This window comes from Streptomyces sp. NBC_01445, assembly GCF_035918235.1.
Taxonomy (GTDB): Bacteria; Actinomycetota; Actinomycetes; order Streptomycetales; family Streptomycetaceae; genus Streptomyces.
The window spans coordinates 1,787,963-1,803,133 of record NZ_CP109485.1; the positions used below are offsets into that span (position 1 = coordinate 1,787,963).

Sequence of the window (15,171 nt, forward strand, 5' to 3'; positions counted from 1 at the left end):
GCACAGGACGCGCCCCCTCGCCGAGCGTCAACACGACGTCAGCCAGGGGGCGGCAGCACGTCGTGAGGGTTCCGACGTGCCAGGCCGCGCCCTGGAGAGTCGGCTGAAAGGTGCGTTCCCGGCGAGTCCCCATACGCACTCCGCCTCGTGCCGCTGCAGCGCCTCCACGCCGCGCACCCGGGCCACCAGCTCGCGGCACCGGGCCACGTAGTAGTCGTTGGCGGCCGCCTTGTGGAACACCGGCCGCCCATTGGATGCGCGACGAAGACCGACTCCTTCCACCTGGCCGGTTGTTGGCGCGGAACGTGGACGGGCACGCCGGGTTACCCTTGTGCGGGGTACCTGACCTGCATTCATCCTTTCGTGACAGTGCGGGCGCCGCCTGTATGCGGTACTCCACGCCGGCCGCTCCCGCCTGAGCCACGGCACCAGGAAGCAGCCAGAGTAGGGCCCCATTCATGCAGCGCGAAAACTTCACAGACCGACCCGGCCTCGGGCATCTGCCAGACGAAGAGGTGGGGCTCGCGGTGCTCCTACGGGCGTGGCGGGCGCGAGCGGGCCGCAAGCTGGGCCTCGGCAAACCGCTTCCGCAGGTGGAGGTCGCCGCCGCGGTCGGCATGAGCGAACGCTGGTACCGGGACCTCGAACGCGGTGCGACGCCCCGCCTGGACGCACGGACCCTGACCGCGCTGGCGGGCGCGCTGCGGCTGTGCGCGGACGAGCGGGCGACCCTGTTCCTCTTCGCTGCCGGCGGGGAGCCCTTCCCCGCCGTCTCGCCTGCCGACGGCGTCGATCTGGCACCGCTGCGGCGCCTGCTCGACCTGCAGCCCACGCAGCCCGCCTATCTCACCGACAACGCGTGGAACGTGCTCGCCCACAACGAGGCCATGGCCGAGTGGTTCCCGTGGGTGCAGGTCCCCGGCGCGAACCTGATCCGCTGGGGGCTGACCGACCCCGAGGCCCGGCAGCAGCTGGCCGACTGGCCGCGGCACGGGCGGGCCTATCTCGCGATGCTGCGCTACGCCATGGCGCAGTACCCGGGGCACCCCGAGCTCGCGGAGATCCTGCTGACGGCACTCGCCGACCCCGAGTGCCGGCGGATCTGGGACGACGGTCCGGTCATCATCGCCAACCGGGACGGGCACACGTTCCGTCTGAGCATCCCCCGCTTCGCTCCGCACGCCGTCGACGTCGTCACCCAGGTACTGCATCCCGTCGGCCATCCCGGACTTCGGCTCACCTTCCTCAGCCTGCTGCCGGAGTCCGACGTAGAAACCGACGCCGACCGCCTGGACGGCTGAGCTCTCACTCTGGCCGATACCGGCGGCGCGTTCAACAGGTGCCGACCGGCAAAGATTTTCCGGTCCGGATACCGGCAATTTTCTGCCGGTCCGTTTTCTGCCGCCCGAGTGCAACCGGCAGAACATTGCCGGTCGAATCCGTTGACTTTCGCTACGCCGAGTTGCGAATCTCAGTGACGACCGGGCCCATGGGGACCCCTCCCGCTTGCGGAGTACATGGCGGTGGACGGTGGTGTGACACCCGTCCGCCCCGCTCCGGTTTGATTCCAGGCTCGGACTCGACTGAGGAATACTTCGGGAGCTATTTTGCATGCCTTCATGAACATCAAGAAGACGATAGGGATAAGCAACGACTTCTGGAACGTCACCGCCGACTCCGGGATGGCGGGAATTGTCGCCGAAAACGTCGGAGCCGGGCGCTATGCCGCGCGGGCCGACGGCCACGAGTTCCTGAACATGTCGTCGTACTCGTATCTCGGTCTGGACTCCCATCCGGCGCTGATCCGCGCGGCGGCCGACGCCGTCACCCAGAACGCCTCGCTGAACACCTCGGTCTCCCGGATGCGTGTGCACTTCGGGATTCTCAAGGACGCCGAGGACGCGCTCTCGGACCTGTTCCGGGTCGAGGCGGTCACCCTCGCCTCCTGCGCCGCGGCCGCCTGGTCCGCGCTGCCCCTGGTGGCGTCCGGCGCCTTCACCGACGGCGTACCGCCGCTCATGGTGTTCGACAAGCACGCGCACTTCTGTCTGAACGCGATGAAGCCGAGCGTCGCCGACGAGGCCGAGGTCAGGACCATCGCACACAACGACCTCGACGCCCTGGAAGAGCTCTGCCGCACCCACCCGAACGTCGCCTATGTGGCCGACGGGGTGTACAGCACGGGCGGGCAGGCGCCGGTTCGTGAACTCTTGGCACTGCAGGAGAAGTACGGGCTCTTCCTGTTCTTCGACGAGGCGCACGGGGTGTCGACCTGCGGCGACCAGGGGCGCGGTGTCGTCCTCGACGCCATGGGTGAGATCAACGACCGTACGCTGATCATCACTTCCCTGAACAAGGGCTTCGGCGCGTCCGGCGGCGCGATCTTCCTCGGGCCGCAGGGCTCCCGGCACCGCCGTGATCTCGCCCTGCGCTACGGCGGTCCGCTGACCTGGTCGCAGCGGATCAACACGGCCGGACTCGGGGCGATCGTCGCCTCCGCGGCGCTGCACCGTTCGCCCGAGCTCAAGGAACTCCAGCACCGGCTGCAGGAGAACATCGACTGCTTCGACGCGCTGGTGCCGACCGCCAACCGCGGCGACGGACTGCCCATTCGGTTCATCGACATCGGCTCCGAGGAGAAGACCGTCCGTATCGGTCGGGCCCTCCTTTCCGCGGGCTATTACACCTCTGCCCTCTTCTTCCCCGTCATCGCCCGCGGAAAGGCGGGGCTGCGCATCATGCTCCGCGCGGACATGACGCGTACCGACATTGAGAACTTCGGCCGTCTGGTCAATGAACTGCGGAGCCAGAATGACTGAGCAGCAAACTTCTCCGGCCGACGAAAAGCAACAGGCCGGCAGAACATTGACGGTAGATGAAGAGGAGGTGGCCAAGGGAAAGCAGGCCACGCTTCATCACGTGAACCGGCGCATCATGGCGCTCTCCTGCCTCCTGGTCTTCATGGCCCAGATGGCGACCACCATCTACCTGCCCTCGCTGCCCATCGTGGCGCACGACTTCGGAATGTCCCGCAGTTATGCGGCGCTTTCCATCTCAGCGTTCGTGATCGGCGCCGCAGCTCCGGTGGTCCTGTGGGGCGTGGCGGCGGACCGGTTCGGGCGGCGAGGCCCGCTGCTGACGTCGCTGGCGCTGTTCGTGCTCACCAGCGCGGCGATCGCGCTGATCCGGTCCCCCGAGGGGCTGTTGGTGCTGCGTGCGCTGCAGGGCATCGGCGCCGGAGGCAGCGCGATCATCGCCCGCATCCTGGTGCGTGACCGCTGGAGCGGCGACGAGCTGGCCCGACGTCTCTCGGTGCTGTCGATCGCGTTCATCACGGCGATGGGCGGCGGCCAGTTCCTCGGCGGCCTGATCGGCAGGTACGCGCACTGGGAGGCCGGCTTCGTCGTCCTCGCCACGGTCGGCGCGATCGCGGCGGCCCTGACCTTCACCGTGCCGTTCGAGTCGGGCCGTACCGTGCAGCGGCCGTCGGAGGTGCTGCGCATCTGCCTCACCATCAGCAGGCAGCCCGGATTCCTGCTGCCGGCCCTGGCCGGCGGCGCGGGGTTCGCCACGATCGTGCTGCTGCAGGAGGTCAGCCCGTTCGTCTTCCAGGAGCACTTCGGGCTCGCCACCGACCAGTACGGAAGCCTCGGACTGCTGCTCGGCGCGGCCTACTTCGCCGGCGCGATGACCGTCAACCGGCTGGTGGCCAGGGCCGGTTCGGGCCGTCTGATGACTGCGGGATCGATCGTGATGACCGCGTCCGGCGTGCTGATGATCGCGCTGTGGTCGGTGCCCGGTCTGCCGGACACCGGCGTTCTGGTGGCCTTCGTCGCGCTGTACTGCGTGACCACCTTCGGGCAGTCCGTGCTGTTCCCCAACAGCATGGCCACCGCCGTCACCAGCCAGCAGGGCCACGGCGCCTACGCCGTCTCGCTGTGCGGCTTCCTCCAGCAGTCCATGGCGGGCGTGGCCGCGGCGGGCGCCGCGCTGCTGCACGCCGACCTCGCCTGGGCCACGGTCGCCGCCGCGCTGGGGGCCGCGGCCTGGCTCCTGACCCGGATCGCCGTCCCCACGGCAGTCGCCAAGGAAGGGAAGTGACATGGCGGTTCTGCGTTCCCACATCAGCCCTTCCAGCGAGGTGTTCCGCCGCAACAGTGCGGCCTACGGAGCGCTGCGCGAGCAGATCGCGGCGGCCCGCGCCGCCGCGACGGCCGGCGGCGGCGCCGCGGCGCAGGCCCGGCACGCCGCGCGCGGCAAGCTCACCGCCCGGGAGCGGGTGACCCGGCTGCTCGACCCGGGAACCCCGTTCCTGGAGATCGGCCAGCTCGCCGCGCACGAGGTGTACGAGCAGGCCGTGCCGTCGGCGGGCATCATCACCGGCGTCGGCATGGTGGAGGGCCGGCCCACGGTCGTGTTCGCCAACGACGCGACCGTGAAGGGCGGTACGTACTACCCGCTCACCGTCCGCAAGCACCTGCGCGCCCAACAGGTCGCCCGCGAGAACGGGCTGGCCTGCATCTACCTGGTCGACTCCGGAGGCGTCTTCCTGCCGATGCAGGAGGACATCTTCCCGGACGAGAACCACTTCGGAAAGATCTTCCGCAACATCGCGGAGATGTCCGCGATGGGCCTGCCGCAGATCGCGGCCGTGATGGGCTCGTGCACCGCCGGCGGCGCGTACATCCCGGCGATGTGCGACGAGACCGTGATCGTACGGGGCAACGGGTCGATCTTCCTGGGCGGTCCGCAGCTGGTGCGGGCGGCGACCGGCGTGATCGTCGATGCCGAGACCCTCGGCGGGGCCGACCTGCACACCGCGACCAGCGGCGTCGCCGACCACCTCGCCCTCGACGACGAGCACGCCCTCACCCTGGTCCGGGAGATCGCCGCCCGAAGCGGCACGGGAACCCCGGCCGCACCGCCCGAGATACCGGCGGAGCCGCTGTACGACCCCGCCGAACTGCCGGGCATCGTCAGCGCCAACCCGCGTGAGCCGATCCCGGCCCGGGAGATCCTCGCCCGGCTTCTGGACGGCAGCGAATTCACCGAGTACCGCGCCCGGTTCGGGACGACGATCGTGTGCGGCACCGGCCGGATCGGCGGCTACCCGGTGGGCGTCCTGATCAACGACGGCGTGCTCTTCTCCGAGAGCGCCCAGAAGTCCGCGAACTTCATCGAACTGTGCTCGCAGCGCGGGATCCCGCTGCTCTTCCTGCACAACATCAACGGGTTCATGGTCGGTGCCGAGTACGAGGCGGGCGGCATCGCCAAGCACGGCGCCAAGATGGTGAACGCCGCGTCCTGCGCCGCCGTCCCGAAGTTCAGCATGCTGATCGGCGGCAGCTACGGCGCGGGCAACCTCGCCATGTGCGGCCGCTCGATCGGCCCGCAGCTGATGGCCATGTGGCCCAACGCCAAGACATCCGTGGTCGGCGGAGAGCAGGCCGCGACCGTTCTGGCGCTGATCAAGAACGAGCAACTGGCCAAGGAAGGCCGCTCGTTGACCGCGGAAGAGGAAGAGGCTTTCAAGAAGCCGATCCGGGACAACTACGACCGCGAGGGCCAGCCCCTCTATGTCGCCGCGCGCCTGTGGGTGGACGCCGTGGTCGACCCCGCCGACACCCGTGAATGGCTGACGCTGAGCCTCGCTCTGGCCGCGGCAGCACCGCAACGAGAGACGCGCTTCGGCGTGTTCAGGATGTGATGGTCCGTCATGGTGAAACGACTCCTGATCGCCAACCGGGGCGAGATCGCCCGCCGTATCGCCCGCACCTGCCGGCGCCTCGGTATCGAGTACGTGGCCGTCCACTCCGAGGCTGACGGCGCCGCGGCCCACCTGGACGGCGCCTTCGAACAGGTCCTGATCGGCCCCTCCCCGGCGGCCGACAGCTATCTGCGCGCCGACGCCCTGATCGACGCGGCCCTGCGCACCGGCTGCGACGCCGTCCACCCGGGCTACGGATTCCTCTCGGAGAACGCGGAGTTCGCCTCCGCCACCGCGGCTGCGGGCCTGGTCTTCGTCGGGCCCGACGCGAGCACCATCGCGGCCATGGGCGACAAGGCCACCGCGAAGCGGCTGATGGCCGAGGCGGGCGTGCCGGTCCTGCCGGGCTCGGCGGACGCCACCGAGTCGGCGGACGACATCCGGGCGCACGCGGACCGCATCGGCTACCCGGTGATCCTCAAGCCCGTCGCCGGAGGCGGCGGCAAGGGCATGCAGGTCATCGAGCACGAGCGCGACCTCGCCCCCGCCGTCGAGGCCGCGGTCCGCCTGGCCCGCGCGAGCTTCGGCGACGGACGCCTGCTGGTCGAGCGGTATCTGCGCAGGCCCCGGCACATCGAGGTCCAGGTCTTCGGCGACACCCACGGCAACGTGGTGCACCTCTTCGAGCGGGAGTGCTCGCTGCAGCGCCGCCACCAGAAGATCGTCGAGGAGGCGCCGGCCGTCAATCTCCCGGCGGACGTCCGGGAGGCACTCCTGTCGGCCGCCGTACGCGGCGCGCAGGCCATCGGCTACACCAACGCGGGCACCTTCGAGTTCATCCTCGACAGTGCCGGTGACAGCGACGGCGGGTTCTACTTCCTGGAGGTCAACACCCGCCTCCAGGTCGAACATCCGGTCACCGAGGCCATCACCGGCCTCGACCTGGTCGAATGGCAGCTCCGGACCGCCTCAGGTGAACAACTCCCGCTGGCACAGGGCGAGATCACCGCGTCCGGTCACGCCATCGAGGTCCGCGTGTACGCCGAGGACCCGGACGCGGACTTCCGCCCCGCCCCCGGCCGGGCGCTGGCCGCCCTGTGGCCCACCGGTCTGCGGGTCGACGCCGCCTTCGACGGCGCGGGCGACGTCCCGGTCTTCTACGACCCGATGATCGCCAAGCTCATCGCGCACGACCCGGCCCGCCCCGCTGCCCTCGCCCGACTGCTGCGCGCGGTCCGCTCCACCGCCGTCCTCGGCCTCACCACCAACCTCGGGTTCCTCGCCGATCTGCTGCGCGACACCCGGGTCGGCGCCGGGCTGATCGACACCCACCTCGTGGACGAGTTCGCCGCCCGCGCCGCCGAGAACCGGCGGGACCTCGAGCCGGTGGCGGCCGCCTGCGCGGCGGCCATGAGCCTGCCCGCCCGCCCCGCCGCGTACGGAGCCGAGTCACCGTGGAGCGGTTCCCTCGGCGCTCTCGACCGGCAACTGCTCGACCGGCACGCCCCACTGGGCCGCGTCGCCTGCCGGGTCGGCGGCCGCCCCCTCGAAGCGGCGCTGCTCTCCCGGCGGGAGAACGCGCTCACGGTGGCCGTGGGGGGCGAACCCTTCACCGTCACGTGCACGCCGGACGGGGCGCTGCTGCGCGGCACGGTCGGCGAGGCGCTGTGGACGGGCCTGCGCCGGGCGGACGGCTGCGAACTCGTTGTCGACGGCCGCCGGCTGACCCTCACCCTCGATGTCGCCGGCGAGGACGACAGTGCGGCCGGCGGCGACGCGGTCACCTCGCCCATGCCCGGCACCGTGGTCCAACTATCCGTAGACGTAGGCGACTTCGTGCAGCAGGGCGACACGGTGGCGATCGTCGAGGCGATGAAGATGGAGAACCGGGTGCTCGCCCCCGCCTCCGGCGTGGTCGAGGAGGTCCGCTGCGCTCTGACCGACATCGTCTCGGCGGACCAGGTCCTCGTCGTCATCGCGCCGGAACAGCGCGAAGAGGCCGCGTGAGCCGCACACCCTCACCGGCCTCGCATCCGCACCCGTACCGCCTCCAGGCACCACGTATTCAAGGCAAACCAAGACGGAAGAAGTGATACACCAGATGATCCCCATCAGTCGTGTCGGAGTGGTCGGCTCGGGCGCCATGGGCGCCGGAATCGCCGAAGTGAGCGCCCTGGCAGGCATGGACGTGCTGGTCGCGGTCTCCCGCGAGGCGTCGCTGACCACCGGGCGGCACCGCGTCCTCGCCTCCCTCGACCGCGCCGTCGCCAAGGGCAGGCTCGCTGCCGCCGAGCGGGACGCGGCCGCGGCCCGCATCGGATTCACCATGGATCTGGGCGAGTTGGCCGACCGGCAGCTGGTGGTCGAGGCCGTCCGCGAGGAGGAGACGCTCAAGCTCGATCTCTTCGCCACCCTCGACAAGGTGGTCGAGGACCCGGAGGCGGTCCTGGCCTCCAACACCTCCTCGATCCCCATCATGAAGCTGGCCGGGGCCACCGGCCGCCCGGCCCAGGTCATCGGCACCCACTTCTTCAACCCCGTACCGGCGATGCCCCTGGTGGAACTGGTCGGCTCCCTGCACACGTCCGACGCGACCATGGACAGGGCCGAGTCATGGGTCGCGCAGACCCTGGGCAAGCAGCCGATCCGCTCCAAGGACCGGGCCGGCTTCGTCGTCAACGCGCTGCTCGTGCCCTATCTGCTGTCCGCCGTGCGCATGGCGGAGACGGGCTTCGCCACCGTCGAGGACATCGACCAGGGCATGGTGCTCGGCTGCTCGCACCCGATGGGCCCGCTGCGGCTGACCGACATGGTGGGCCTCGACGTCGTGGCGGCCGTGGCCAATGCACTGTACGAGGAGTTCAAGGAGCCCCTCTACGCGGCTCCGCCGCTGCTCTCCCGCATGGTCGAGGGCGGCCTGCTCGGCCGTAAGTCGGGCCGCGGCTTCTACCCGTACCCGTAGCCGCCGCGCGCACCGGTACCTGCACGACAGCCCCACAGAACACGCAGAAACGGACTCCCCTGAGGTGAGCACAATCTCCACCATCACTTCGCCGACGCCCCGTCCCGCGGTACGGGTCCTCGCCGACCTGCTGCCGGCCGAGGGCACCGCCCGGACCCGGGCGCGCGACGCCGCGCTGGTCCTCGGCGGCGCCGCACTGACCGGGATCGCCGCGCAGTTCGCGGTGCCGGTGCCCGGGTCGCCGGTCCCGGTGACAGGGCAGACCTTCTCCGCCCTTCTGGTCGGCATCGCTCTCGGGGCGCGGCGCGGGGCGCTGGCGCTCGCCGTCTACGCCGGTGCGGGCGTCTGCGGCATGCCCTGGTTCGCCGAGGGCACCTCCGGCGCGGCCGTGCCCACCTTCGGCTACATCCTCGGCCTGGTTCTCGCCGCCGCCGTGGTGGGCGGCCTGGCCCGCCGCGGCGGCGACCGGAGCCCACTGCGTACGGCCGGTGTCATGGCCGTGGGGACCTTCTGCGTGTACGCCGTCGGAGTGCCGTATCTCGCGCTGTCCCTGCATCTCTCCCTGGACCGGGCGGTCACCCTGGGCGCCGCGCCCTACCTGGTGGGCGACGCCCTGAAGGCGGCCCTGGCGATGGGTGCGCTTCCTGCGGTGTGGCGCGTGCTGGGGAACTCCAGGACTGACGATGGTCAGGCTGATCTCTCTCGCTGAGGGGGGAGAAAAAGGGCCGGGACGCGCTCGTACCCTCTTCCTTGATCTCGGCGCCGATGCCGTATGTGCAGCAGAAGTCGAGCGTCTCCTGCGTCTCGGCGATGCCGCCGATGAGCGATCCGGCGTAGGAACGGTTGCCCGTCGCCCGCTGACAGCGGACCTGCGCCCGGTCCGTGTCAGCGGCGACTAGGTACACAGTCGGCAATCAGCGAGCGGGCGATACGCGTCCGTGCATGCGGCGCAACCGGACTTGCCCAGCGGTCATCGAGGCCCTGTCGGCACTCCGTCGTGCGGGCGAGGCTTCGCAGGGGGCCGCCTTGGTTCTACAGACTGAGCGTGATAGCGGCGGCGATGCCGCCCAGGCCGAGGGCGAAAGCGGCCTCTTTCCAGCCGCCCTTGCCCCAGCGGAAGGGGCGGTCGGCGGCCAGCGCGCCCGGCCCGATGGCGGCGACGGCCAGCGCGACGACGGCGATGCAGACGCTGTATTCCACACCTCCGTTCGCCTCCCACAGGCCGTGGACGCCGGTGACGTTGACCATGGCGTTGATCATGACGCCGATCAGGGCGGCGGCCGCCAGCGGCGTCAGCAGGCCGAGGGCCAGGCCGAGGCCACCTAGCAGCTCGGACATACCCCCGATCACGGCAAAGAGCTTTCCCGGGTGGTAGCCCAGGGCCGCGAATCCCTTGCCCGTCTCCGTCAGGCCCTGGCCTCCGAAGAGTCCGAAGACTTTCTGGGCCCCGTGTCCGGCCATCATCAGGCCGAAGGTCAGCCTGATGAGCAGCAGACCGAAGTCGGCGGCGGTCACCATGGGCGCTGCGGTGGAAGCGGGCTGCGCCGCTCGTGCCGTGGAAGAGTCAGAAGATTTCAGAACGCATTTGGGCAACATGGCAATGCTCCGATGGAACGCCGGAACGGGCGTTTCCCCAGCTCGACGACACGTCGAGCACCGATGCCGGGTGTGCCCCGCATGAGATCGCGGGCAATTCCCTGCCCATTCGGTCCTTTATCTCTGCGGGCAGAGTCGTGCATCGGATCGGTGGCCCGCGGGGGCGGGCGGCCGGTGCCGTGTCAGTGATCCTGGGGCATCTGCTCATCACGATCGGTGTCGTTCGGGCACAGCCGTACGCAGCATTCGCCGGGCTCGGGGGTCAGGACGGCCTTGACCCCGTTGACCTCGAGGCCGATGAGGTAGCCGCTGAGGAATGCCTGGTTCATGCCGCACACCAGGTCGGGGGCCTTCGTGGCAAGCGGTTGGAACGGGCAGTTGCGCAGCCGAAGCCGGGTGGGGGCTTCCCGGACGGGTTCGTAGCCGTACTCCTCCAGCAGCCCCTCGCAGACGGTCAGCCCACGCTCGGGGCCCAGGCGCCCTGGGCGGGTCTCCTCCCGTGCGGCTGCGCCCAGCTGACAGCCGCGCTGCCCCGCGGTCCGCATGGCCGCCTGCGCGGCGTTCTCGTCGGCCTCCTCGGTCAGAACGGCGTCCAGGAGAAGGTCCGCCAGGAGTTCGTGACGCCGTTCTGGGATGGTCACGGTGATCTGCGCGTCGGTGGGCTCGTACACCTTTGGCCGCCTGCCGACCTTGCGGATCCCGCCGGGCGTTTCGTAGCGAGCGCGCAGCAGGCCGGCGTCGACGAGCTTGTCGAGGTGGAAGGCGGCGAGCTTGCGGGAGATGCCCACGCTCGCGGCGGCCTCGTCGCGGGTGACGGCGTGGCCCGCACGGCGGATGAAGGTGAACATACGCCGTCGCGAGTCCTCGCTCAGGACGCTGACGGAGTCGATGGCGCTGCCGGCCGCGTCGGCCGACGCTGTCTGGACGGAAGCCACAAGACCATGGTAATCCCCATCCGCGTAGGCCCAAGTGTTCCTTCTGTCTTGATGTCCTGCGTATCTTGCCGACTTCCCTCAATAAGACCAAGATTTATTGGTGAAACTAGGAGGTCCCGATGAATGCTGATTCACAGCTTCAGGCGAGGCGTCCGGTCATCGCCTCGCTGCTCGCGGGGCCGAGCTCATTGCCCGGACGTCGCCCTGTTCGTAGAGATCCTGTCCGGCGGCGAGCAGCATCCGGGTGACCAGCCTGACGCCGAACTCGCGGCGGTGATCGTCGCTCTTGTGGGCGAGGCAGGCAAGGATGTGGCGGCTGTCGGCGTGGAACAGGTCGTGGGCTGCCCGCATGGCTTTCCGGTCCGCATGGCTTTCCGGTCCGCCGAAGCGGCGGGTCCCGGACTCGTCGATGACGCCTTCGGCGTGCCGGATCGCAGCCGTTCGGTGAACGTGCTGGTCAGCCGTCGGAGGACAGCAGTCGCGTCACGGCTGTGGGCGGGGAGGACGCGCAGCCACCAAGATTCGCCCTTTCGGATGAACCGAACCACCAGGCGGCGACGTCCCCGTTCTCCTCAGCCGCGACCAGCAGCCGCCCCAGGTGGTTGATGGCCATCTGCTCGGCGACCTGCCAGGTGTCGCACCCCAGGTTGACCTGCCACCAGCGGGTATCCGGTTCGCGCCGCGACGTGCACGGCGCGCAGGGCCAGCAGCAGGAATCCGATGTCGTCGAGGTAGACGGGGTCCGGCAGCAGGTCGACCGGTGACACCGTGTAGATCACGGCGGCCCAGACCAGCGCCTTGTTGCGGAGCGGGATTCCCGCGTCGAGGAGCAGCCTCTTCGCCCGGATCACTCGCACCAGGAGAACTGCGGCGATGCCCATGGTGAGCAGCACGACGGCTGCGGCGAGGATGAGCCAGGCTTTGGTGTCCATGCCTCATCGTGTACCCGCTGAGCGGGGGGGGGAGCCAGGGCCGAAGGCCCTCTCCGATGCGGGGATGCCGTCAGAGCGCTGAGCGGCGCAGCGCGAGGAGCGCCTGGTCGTCCTGGGGCCGGCCGCCCGTGTGGCGCCGAACGTCACGGATCAGCATGTCGAGGACCTGCGCCGGTGTGGGGTGCTCGCCGGACCGGGCGCGGTGCCGGAGCAGAACGGGCAGGCGCGCCGCAGCGTCGTAGAAGGTGCCTTCGGCGTCCCGGGACTCGGTGACGCCGTCCGTGTAGCACAGGAGTGTCGCGCCGGGCGGGAACGGAAACGTGTCGACCGGTGCGTCCCAGCTGCCCAGCACCCCCATCCCCAGCGGAGGGACTTCCTGAGTCGGTTCGAGGACGGTGGCCGAGCCCTGTGCGTCGAGGAGCAGAGGCGGCGGATGGCCGCGGTTGACGATGCGTACGGAACTGAGATTCGCGGGGAACTCCGCGATCAGGGCGGTTGTGAATCCCTCCTCCTGTTCGAGGCCGCCTCGCCGCCCGCCCTCGCGCAGCAGTGCCTGCTCCAGCGAGCACACAAGCTGTGCGAGGTCCTCCGCCTCGTCCGCGGCGTATCTGAACGCGCCGAGATCGGCGCAGACCGCGCTCACGGCGCCCAGGCCCTTGCCCCGTACGTCACCGACGAGGACGCGTGTGCCGTACGGGGTGTCCTGTACGACGTACAGATCGCCGCCGATCATGGCCTCGTCCTCGGCGGGCACGTACCGGGCGGCAATGTGCAGGTCGCCCAGGCGCGCCGGCGGTCTGGGCAGCACGGCGCGCTGGGCGACGGCCGCGACGCGCTGAGCACGCCGGGTCCGGGCGTCCTGGCTCTTCAGCGTGCGGTTGATGAAGATGGCCAGCAGGGTCACGGCCAACAGGGTGAACTGGTTGGCCAGACCGCGATGCCAGCCGAAGGTGCCGTCCACCCAGGCCAGTCCCGCGTGGACGGCCATCGAGGCGAGGCCCACCCAGACGATGCCGGGCAGCGAAAGGAGCGGGGCGGCGGCGACGGGCGCCGCCATGATGAGCGGGGCCGACGTCACCTGGGTCGGGGTCGCCAGGTCGAGCACTACGGCCAGCACGATCACGCCGGCGGGAATCCACTGGGCCTTGTTCTGCACCACTCCCCCACGCTGGCGGCAGCCGGCGTGCGCCGCATCCCGACGGACACAGCCGAGAACTCATGCGAGGAGAACGCCGGGGTGCGGGGCGGCCGCGCAGGCGGCGTCGAGCCGGATGCGATGGTTCGACCCTGCCGCCAGGGGGCTCCAGGATCGCCTGATCGCCGATCTCGGGGGCGCGGACGCGCAGCAGGTTCAGGGGCGGAATCCCCGTCATCGGGTGCGGGGATGATCGAGCGGCACCACCTGCACGGTGAGGTGCGGCCGGTGGGCGGCCTCGGCCGGCACTTCCCGCTGCTCGTCCATCGCCTTGTGGTCACCGACCTTGGTGTGGAGCGCGGCGTGAACCTGGCGGAGGCGGACAGCGACAGCCTGCCGAAGTCGTCGATCGACGCAGAGCTCTGGAGCCCCGCGAGACCCCGGACGACGTGGTCGCCTCAACGTGGTCGCCTCTGCCGGCTTCCCCCTGGGAACCGTGCTCCAGGGCCTGCACTCGCATGATGAACGACTCGTTGAGCAGCTTGCCTCTCGCGCGCTGACACCCAGCAGGCAGGAGCGGAAGGTGCACATGACGCGCGACGGGAACGGCCAGCGCCGCACCGCTCCAGGTCTTCGGCCTTCCGCGCGAGACGCTCCGGCGGATCCGGCTGCTGGTCCGACCAGACACGGTACTGCTCAGGGACCGCGACCTGATCGCCCGCCGCCACGCCACCGCCGCCCGGCCCAAGCGAGGCGGCCGACTCCGCACCGTGCACTCGATCCGGGCACTGGTAGAACGTTTGGCCAGGGAAAATCCGAGTTGGGGCTACCGACGCCTGCACGGTGAACTGCTCGTGCTCGGGGTGAAGGTGGCAGCATCCACGGTCTGGGAAATTTTGAAAGAGGCCGGAATCGAGCCGGCACCCGAGCGCGCATCGAGCTCCTGGGCAGACTTCCTGCGCTCCCAGGCCGACGCGCTCCTGGCCGACTCCTGAACTCGATTATGGAGCGGTGGGTGCAGACCTGCAGGCGCGAGCTGCTGGACCGCACGTTGATCTGGAGCCGATGCCATCTCCTTTACGCCCTACGCCAGTTGCTGCGGAGCCGCAGCAAGCACCGTGCGGCAGTCCGACCAAGCAGGGTGGCTCAGCAGGGGCCGGAATCGTGTGAACAGAGCGAGGAGTTCGGCTCCCCACTTCTCGCGGAAGACGGAGTCAATCCGGGCAAGGTCGAGTTCGTTGGCGGCGGACAGCTCAGCGAAGTCCCGTCGAAGGTGCGGCTCCGGAGCGTGGAGACGTCCGGTGAACCGGTCCCGGAAGGCCCCCTCGGCATCCATGAGCGTCGGATACGTGGCCCTGCGGTCACACGACGCGTAGAGATACACAATGGCCTCAGCCTCGGCACCGATCACCTCTACAAGTTCGGCGCGGCGGTCCAGAGACAGCAAGGCAGTGGGGAAGCCGTCGGTGCCGTAGAAAGCGTGACACAGACCCGCGACCTGGAGGGCGGGACGGGCGCCCCATACAGCGAGTTGGCCGTGGACGCGCTGGAGGTGGGCGACGAGAGTGCCACCTGGATGAGCGATGTCGGCAGCACCGAGCTTGCTCAGTAACACGATGGCCTGGTCGGCAGGGGCAGGAGAAGCAGGCACAGGGCAGTGTCCTTCTGGCTCACGAGGTCGGCACCCGCCCGGGCCTTGGCCTGTGGTCCGGACCCGTGAAAGCACCGGACGGGTTGTCACCTGGGTCCTGCGCTTATCATCGTGGACCCCCATAACCCCGGTCAATCCTAGGGATTTCTGAGCAATACCCAAGCTGTAGCTCGGGGTTATGGCTTTGGAGGACCTGCGGGTCTTCGCGTCCGGTCGTGTGCTACCCGGGGGACGCTGGCCGTATTTCTCCGCC

At 69.8% G+C, this 15,171-nt stretch carries 14 protein-coding genes and 1 pseudogene; 8 read left to right on the forward strand and 7 right to left on the reverse strand.

Annotated features, from left to right (window positions below; all coding sequences use genetic code 11):
• Positions 1 to 458 precede the first annotated feature (458 nt).
• The 7 genes from OG574_RS08335 to OG574_RS08365 all read left to right on the forward strand — a co-directional run bounded on the left by OG574_RS08335 (position 459) and on the right by OG574_RS08365 (position 9,378).
• Complete coding sequence (locus OG574_RS08335) at positions 459 to 1,301, forward strand: helix-turn-helix transcriptional regulator (protein ID WP_326772600.1); 843 nt, start codon at positions 459 to 461, stop codon at positions 1,299 to 1,301.
• Positions 1,302 to 1,619: 318 nt separating this feature from the next.
• Positions 1,620 to 2,819, forward strand: coding sequence for an 8-amino-7-oxononanoate synthase family protein (locus OG574_RS08340; RefSeq protein ID WP_326772601.1), 1,200 nt, complete (start codon positions 1,620 to 1,622; stop codon positions 2,817 to 2,819).
• Between the two features lie 100 nt (positions 2,820 to 2,919).
• Positions 2,920 to 4,101, forward strand: coding sequence for an MFS transporter (locus tag OG574_RS08345; protein WP_326772602.1), 1,182 nt, complete (start codon positions 2,920 to 2,922; stop codon positions 4,099 to 4,101).
• A gap of 1 nt (position 4,102) precedes the next feature.
• A complete protein-coding gene (locus OG574_RS08350) occupies positions 4,103 to 5,707 on the forward strand; it encodes a carboxyl transferase domain-containing protein (protein ID WP_326772603.1) in 1,605 nt (534 codons plus the stop codon).
• A 9-nt stretch (positions 5,708 to 5,716) separates the two neighbouring features.
• A complete protein-coding gene (locus OG574_RS08355) occupies positions 5,717 to 7,714 on the forward strand; it encodes an acetyl/propionyl/methylcrotonyl-CoA carboxylase subunit alpha (protein ID WP_326772604.1) in 1,998 nt (665 codons plus the stop codon).
• A gap of 94 nt (positions 7,715 to 7,808) precedes the next feature.
• Positions 7,809 to 8,669, forward strand: coding sequence for a 3-hydroxybutyryl-CoA dehydrogenase (locus tag OG574_RS08360; protein WP_326772605.1), 861 nt, complete (start codon positions 7,809 to 7,811; stop codon positions 8,667 to 8,669).
• Positions 8,670 to 8,742: 73 nt separating this feature from the next.
• Positions 8,743 to 9,378: a biotin transporter BioY gene (locus tag OG574_RS08365; RefSeq protein WP_326778404.1), complete on the forward strand. Its 636-nt coding sequence runs from the start codon at positions 8,743 to 8,745 to the stop codon at positions 9,376 to 9,378.
• Between the two features lie 323 nt (positions 9,379 to 9,701).
• On the opposite strand, the gene OG574_RS08370 is transcribed toward OG574_RS08365, so the two are convergent.
• The 6 genes from OG574_RS08370 to OG574_RS08395 form a co-directional block, all read right to left on the reverse strand.
• On the reverse strand, positions 9,702 to 10,187 hold the full coding sequence (locus OG574_RS08370) for a DoxX family protein (RefSeq protein ID WP_326772606.1): 486 nt from the start codon (positions 10,185 to 10,187) through the stop codon (positions 9,702 to 9,704).
• Positions 10,188 to 10,447: 260 nt separating this feature from the next.
• Positions 10,448 to 11,200 (reverse strand): helix-turn-helix transcriptional regulator, encoded by a 753-nt coding sequence (locus OG574_RS08375; RefSeq protein WP_326772607.1) that lies wholly within the window; start codon positions 11,198 to 11,200, stop codon positions 10,448 to 10,450.
• Positions 11,201 to 11,356: 156 nt separating this feature from the next.
• On the reverse strand, positions 11,357 to 11,551 hold the full coding sequence (locus tag OG574_RS08380; RefSeq protein WP_326772608.1) for a lantibiotic dehydratase C-terminal domain-containing protein: 195 nt from the start codon (positions 11,549 to 11,551) through the stop codon (positions 11,357 to 11,359).
• Positions 11,552 to 11,772: 221 nt separating this feature from the next.
• Entirely contained in the window at positions 11,773 to 12,132 is a 360-nt protein-coding gene (locus OG574_RS08385; protein WP_326772609.1) for a YkvA family protein, read from the reverse strand.
• 70 nt (positions 12,133 to 12,202) lie between these two features.
• Complete coding sequence (locus OG574_RS08390; RefSeq protein WP_326772610.1) at positions 12,203 to 13,291, reverse strand: PP2C family protein-serine/threonine phosphatase; 1,089 nt, start codon at positions 13,289 to 13,291, stop codon at positions 12,203 to 12,205.
• A gap of 210 nt (positions 13,292 to 13,501) precedes the next feature.
• Positions 13,502 to 13,729 carry a Scr1 family TA system antitoxin-like transcriptional regulator gene (locus OG574_RS08395; RefSeq protein ID WP_326772611.1) on the reverse strand — a complete coding sequence of 76 codons (228 nt, stop codon included), beginning with the start codon at positions 13,727 to 13,729 and terminating at the stop codon, positions 13,502 to 13,504.
• Positions 13,730 to 13,905: 176 nt separating this feature from the next.
• Between OG574_RS08395 and OG574_RS08400 the strand changes: the two are divergent.
• Positions 13,906 to 14,402 (forward strand): annotated as a pseudogene (locus OG574_RS08400) (hypothetical protein); the annotation flags it as partial.
• Here OG574_RS08400 and OG574_RS08405 read toward each other — a convergent pair.
• On the reverse strand, positions 14,352 to 14,918 hold the full coding sequence (locus OG574_RS08405) for a DUF6817 domain-containing protein (RefSeq protein ID WP_326772612.1): 567 nt from the start codon (positions 14,916 to 14,918) through the stop codon (positions 14,352 to 14,354). The pseudogene OG574_RS08400 and the gene OG574_RS08405 sit on opposite strands and share 51 nt — an antisense overlap.
• Between the last annotated feature and the right edge of the window lie 253 nt (positions 14,919 to 15,171).

Bases quoted from the DNA above. Each gene is read 5' to 3' on its own strand.
- OG574_RS08370 (WP_326772606.1), bottom strand. From the start codon at position 10,187: ATGGTGACCGCCGCCGACTTCGGTCTGCTGCTCATCAGGCTGACCTTC.
- OG574_RS08355 (WP_326772604.1), top strand. From the start codon at position 5,717: ATGGTGAAACGACTCCTGATCGCCAACCGGGGCGAGATCGCCCGCCGT.
- OG574_RS08360 (WP_326772605.1), top strand. From the start codon at position 7,809: ATGATCCCCATCAGTCGTGTCGGAGTGGTCGGCTCGGGCGCCATGGGC.
- OG574_RS08340 (WP_326772601.1), top strand. From the start codon at position 1,620: ATGAACATCAAGAAGACGATAGGGATAAGCAACGACTTCTGGAACGTC.
- OG574_RS08385 (WP_326772609.1), bottom strand. From the start codon at position 12,132: ATGGACACCAAAGCCTGGCTCATCCTCGCCGCAGCCGTCGTGCTGCTC.
- OG574_RS08335 (WP_326772600.1), top strand. From the start codon at position 459: ATGCAGCGCGAAAACTTCACAGACCGACCCGGCCTCGGGCATCTGCCA.
- OG574_RS08350 (WP_326772603.1), top strand. From the start codon at position 4,103: ATGGCGGTTCTGCGTTCCCACATCAGCCCTTCCAGCGAGGTGTTCCGC.
- OG574_RS08380 (WP_326772608.1), bottom strand. From the start codon at position 11,551: ATGCGGGCAGCCCACGACCTGTTCCACGCCGACAGCCGCCACATCCTT.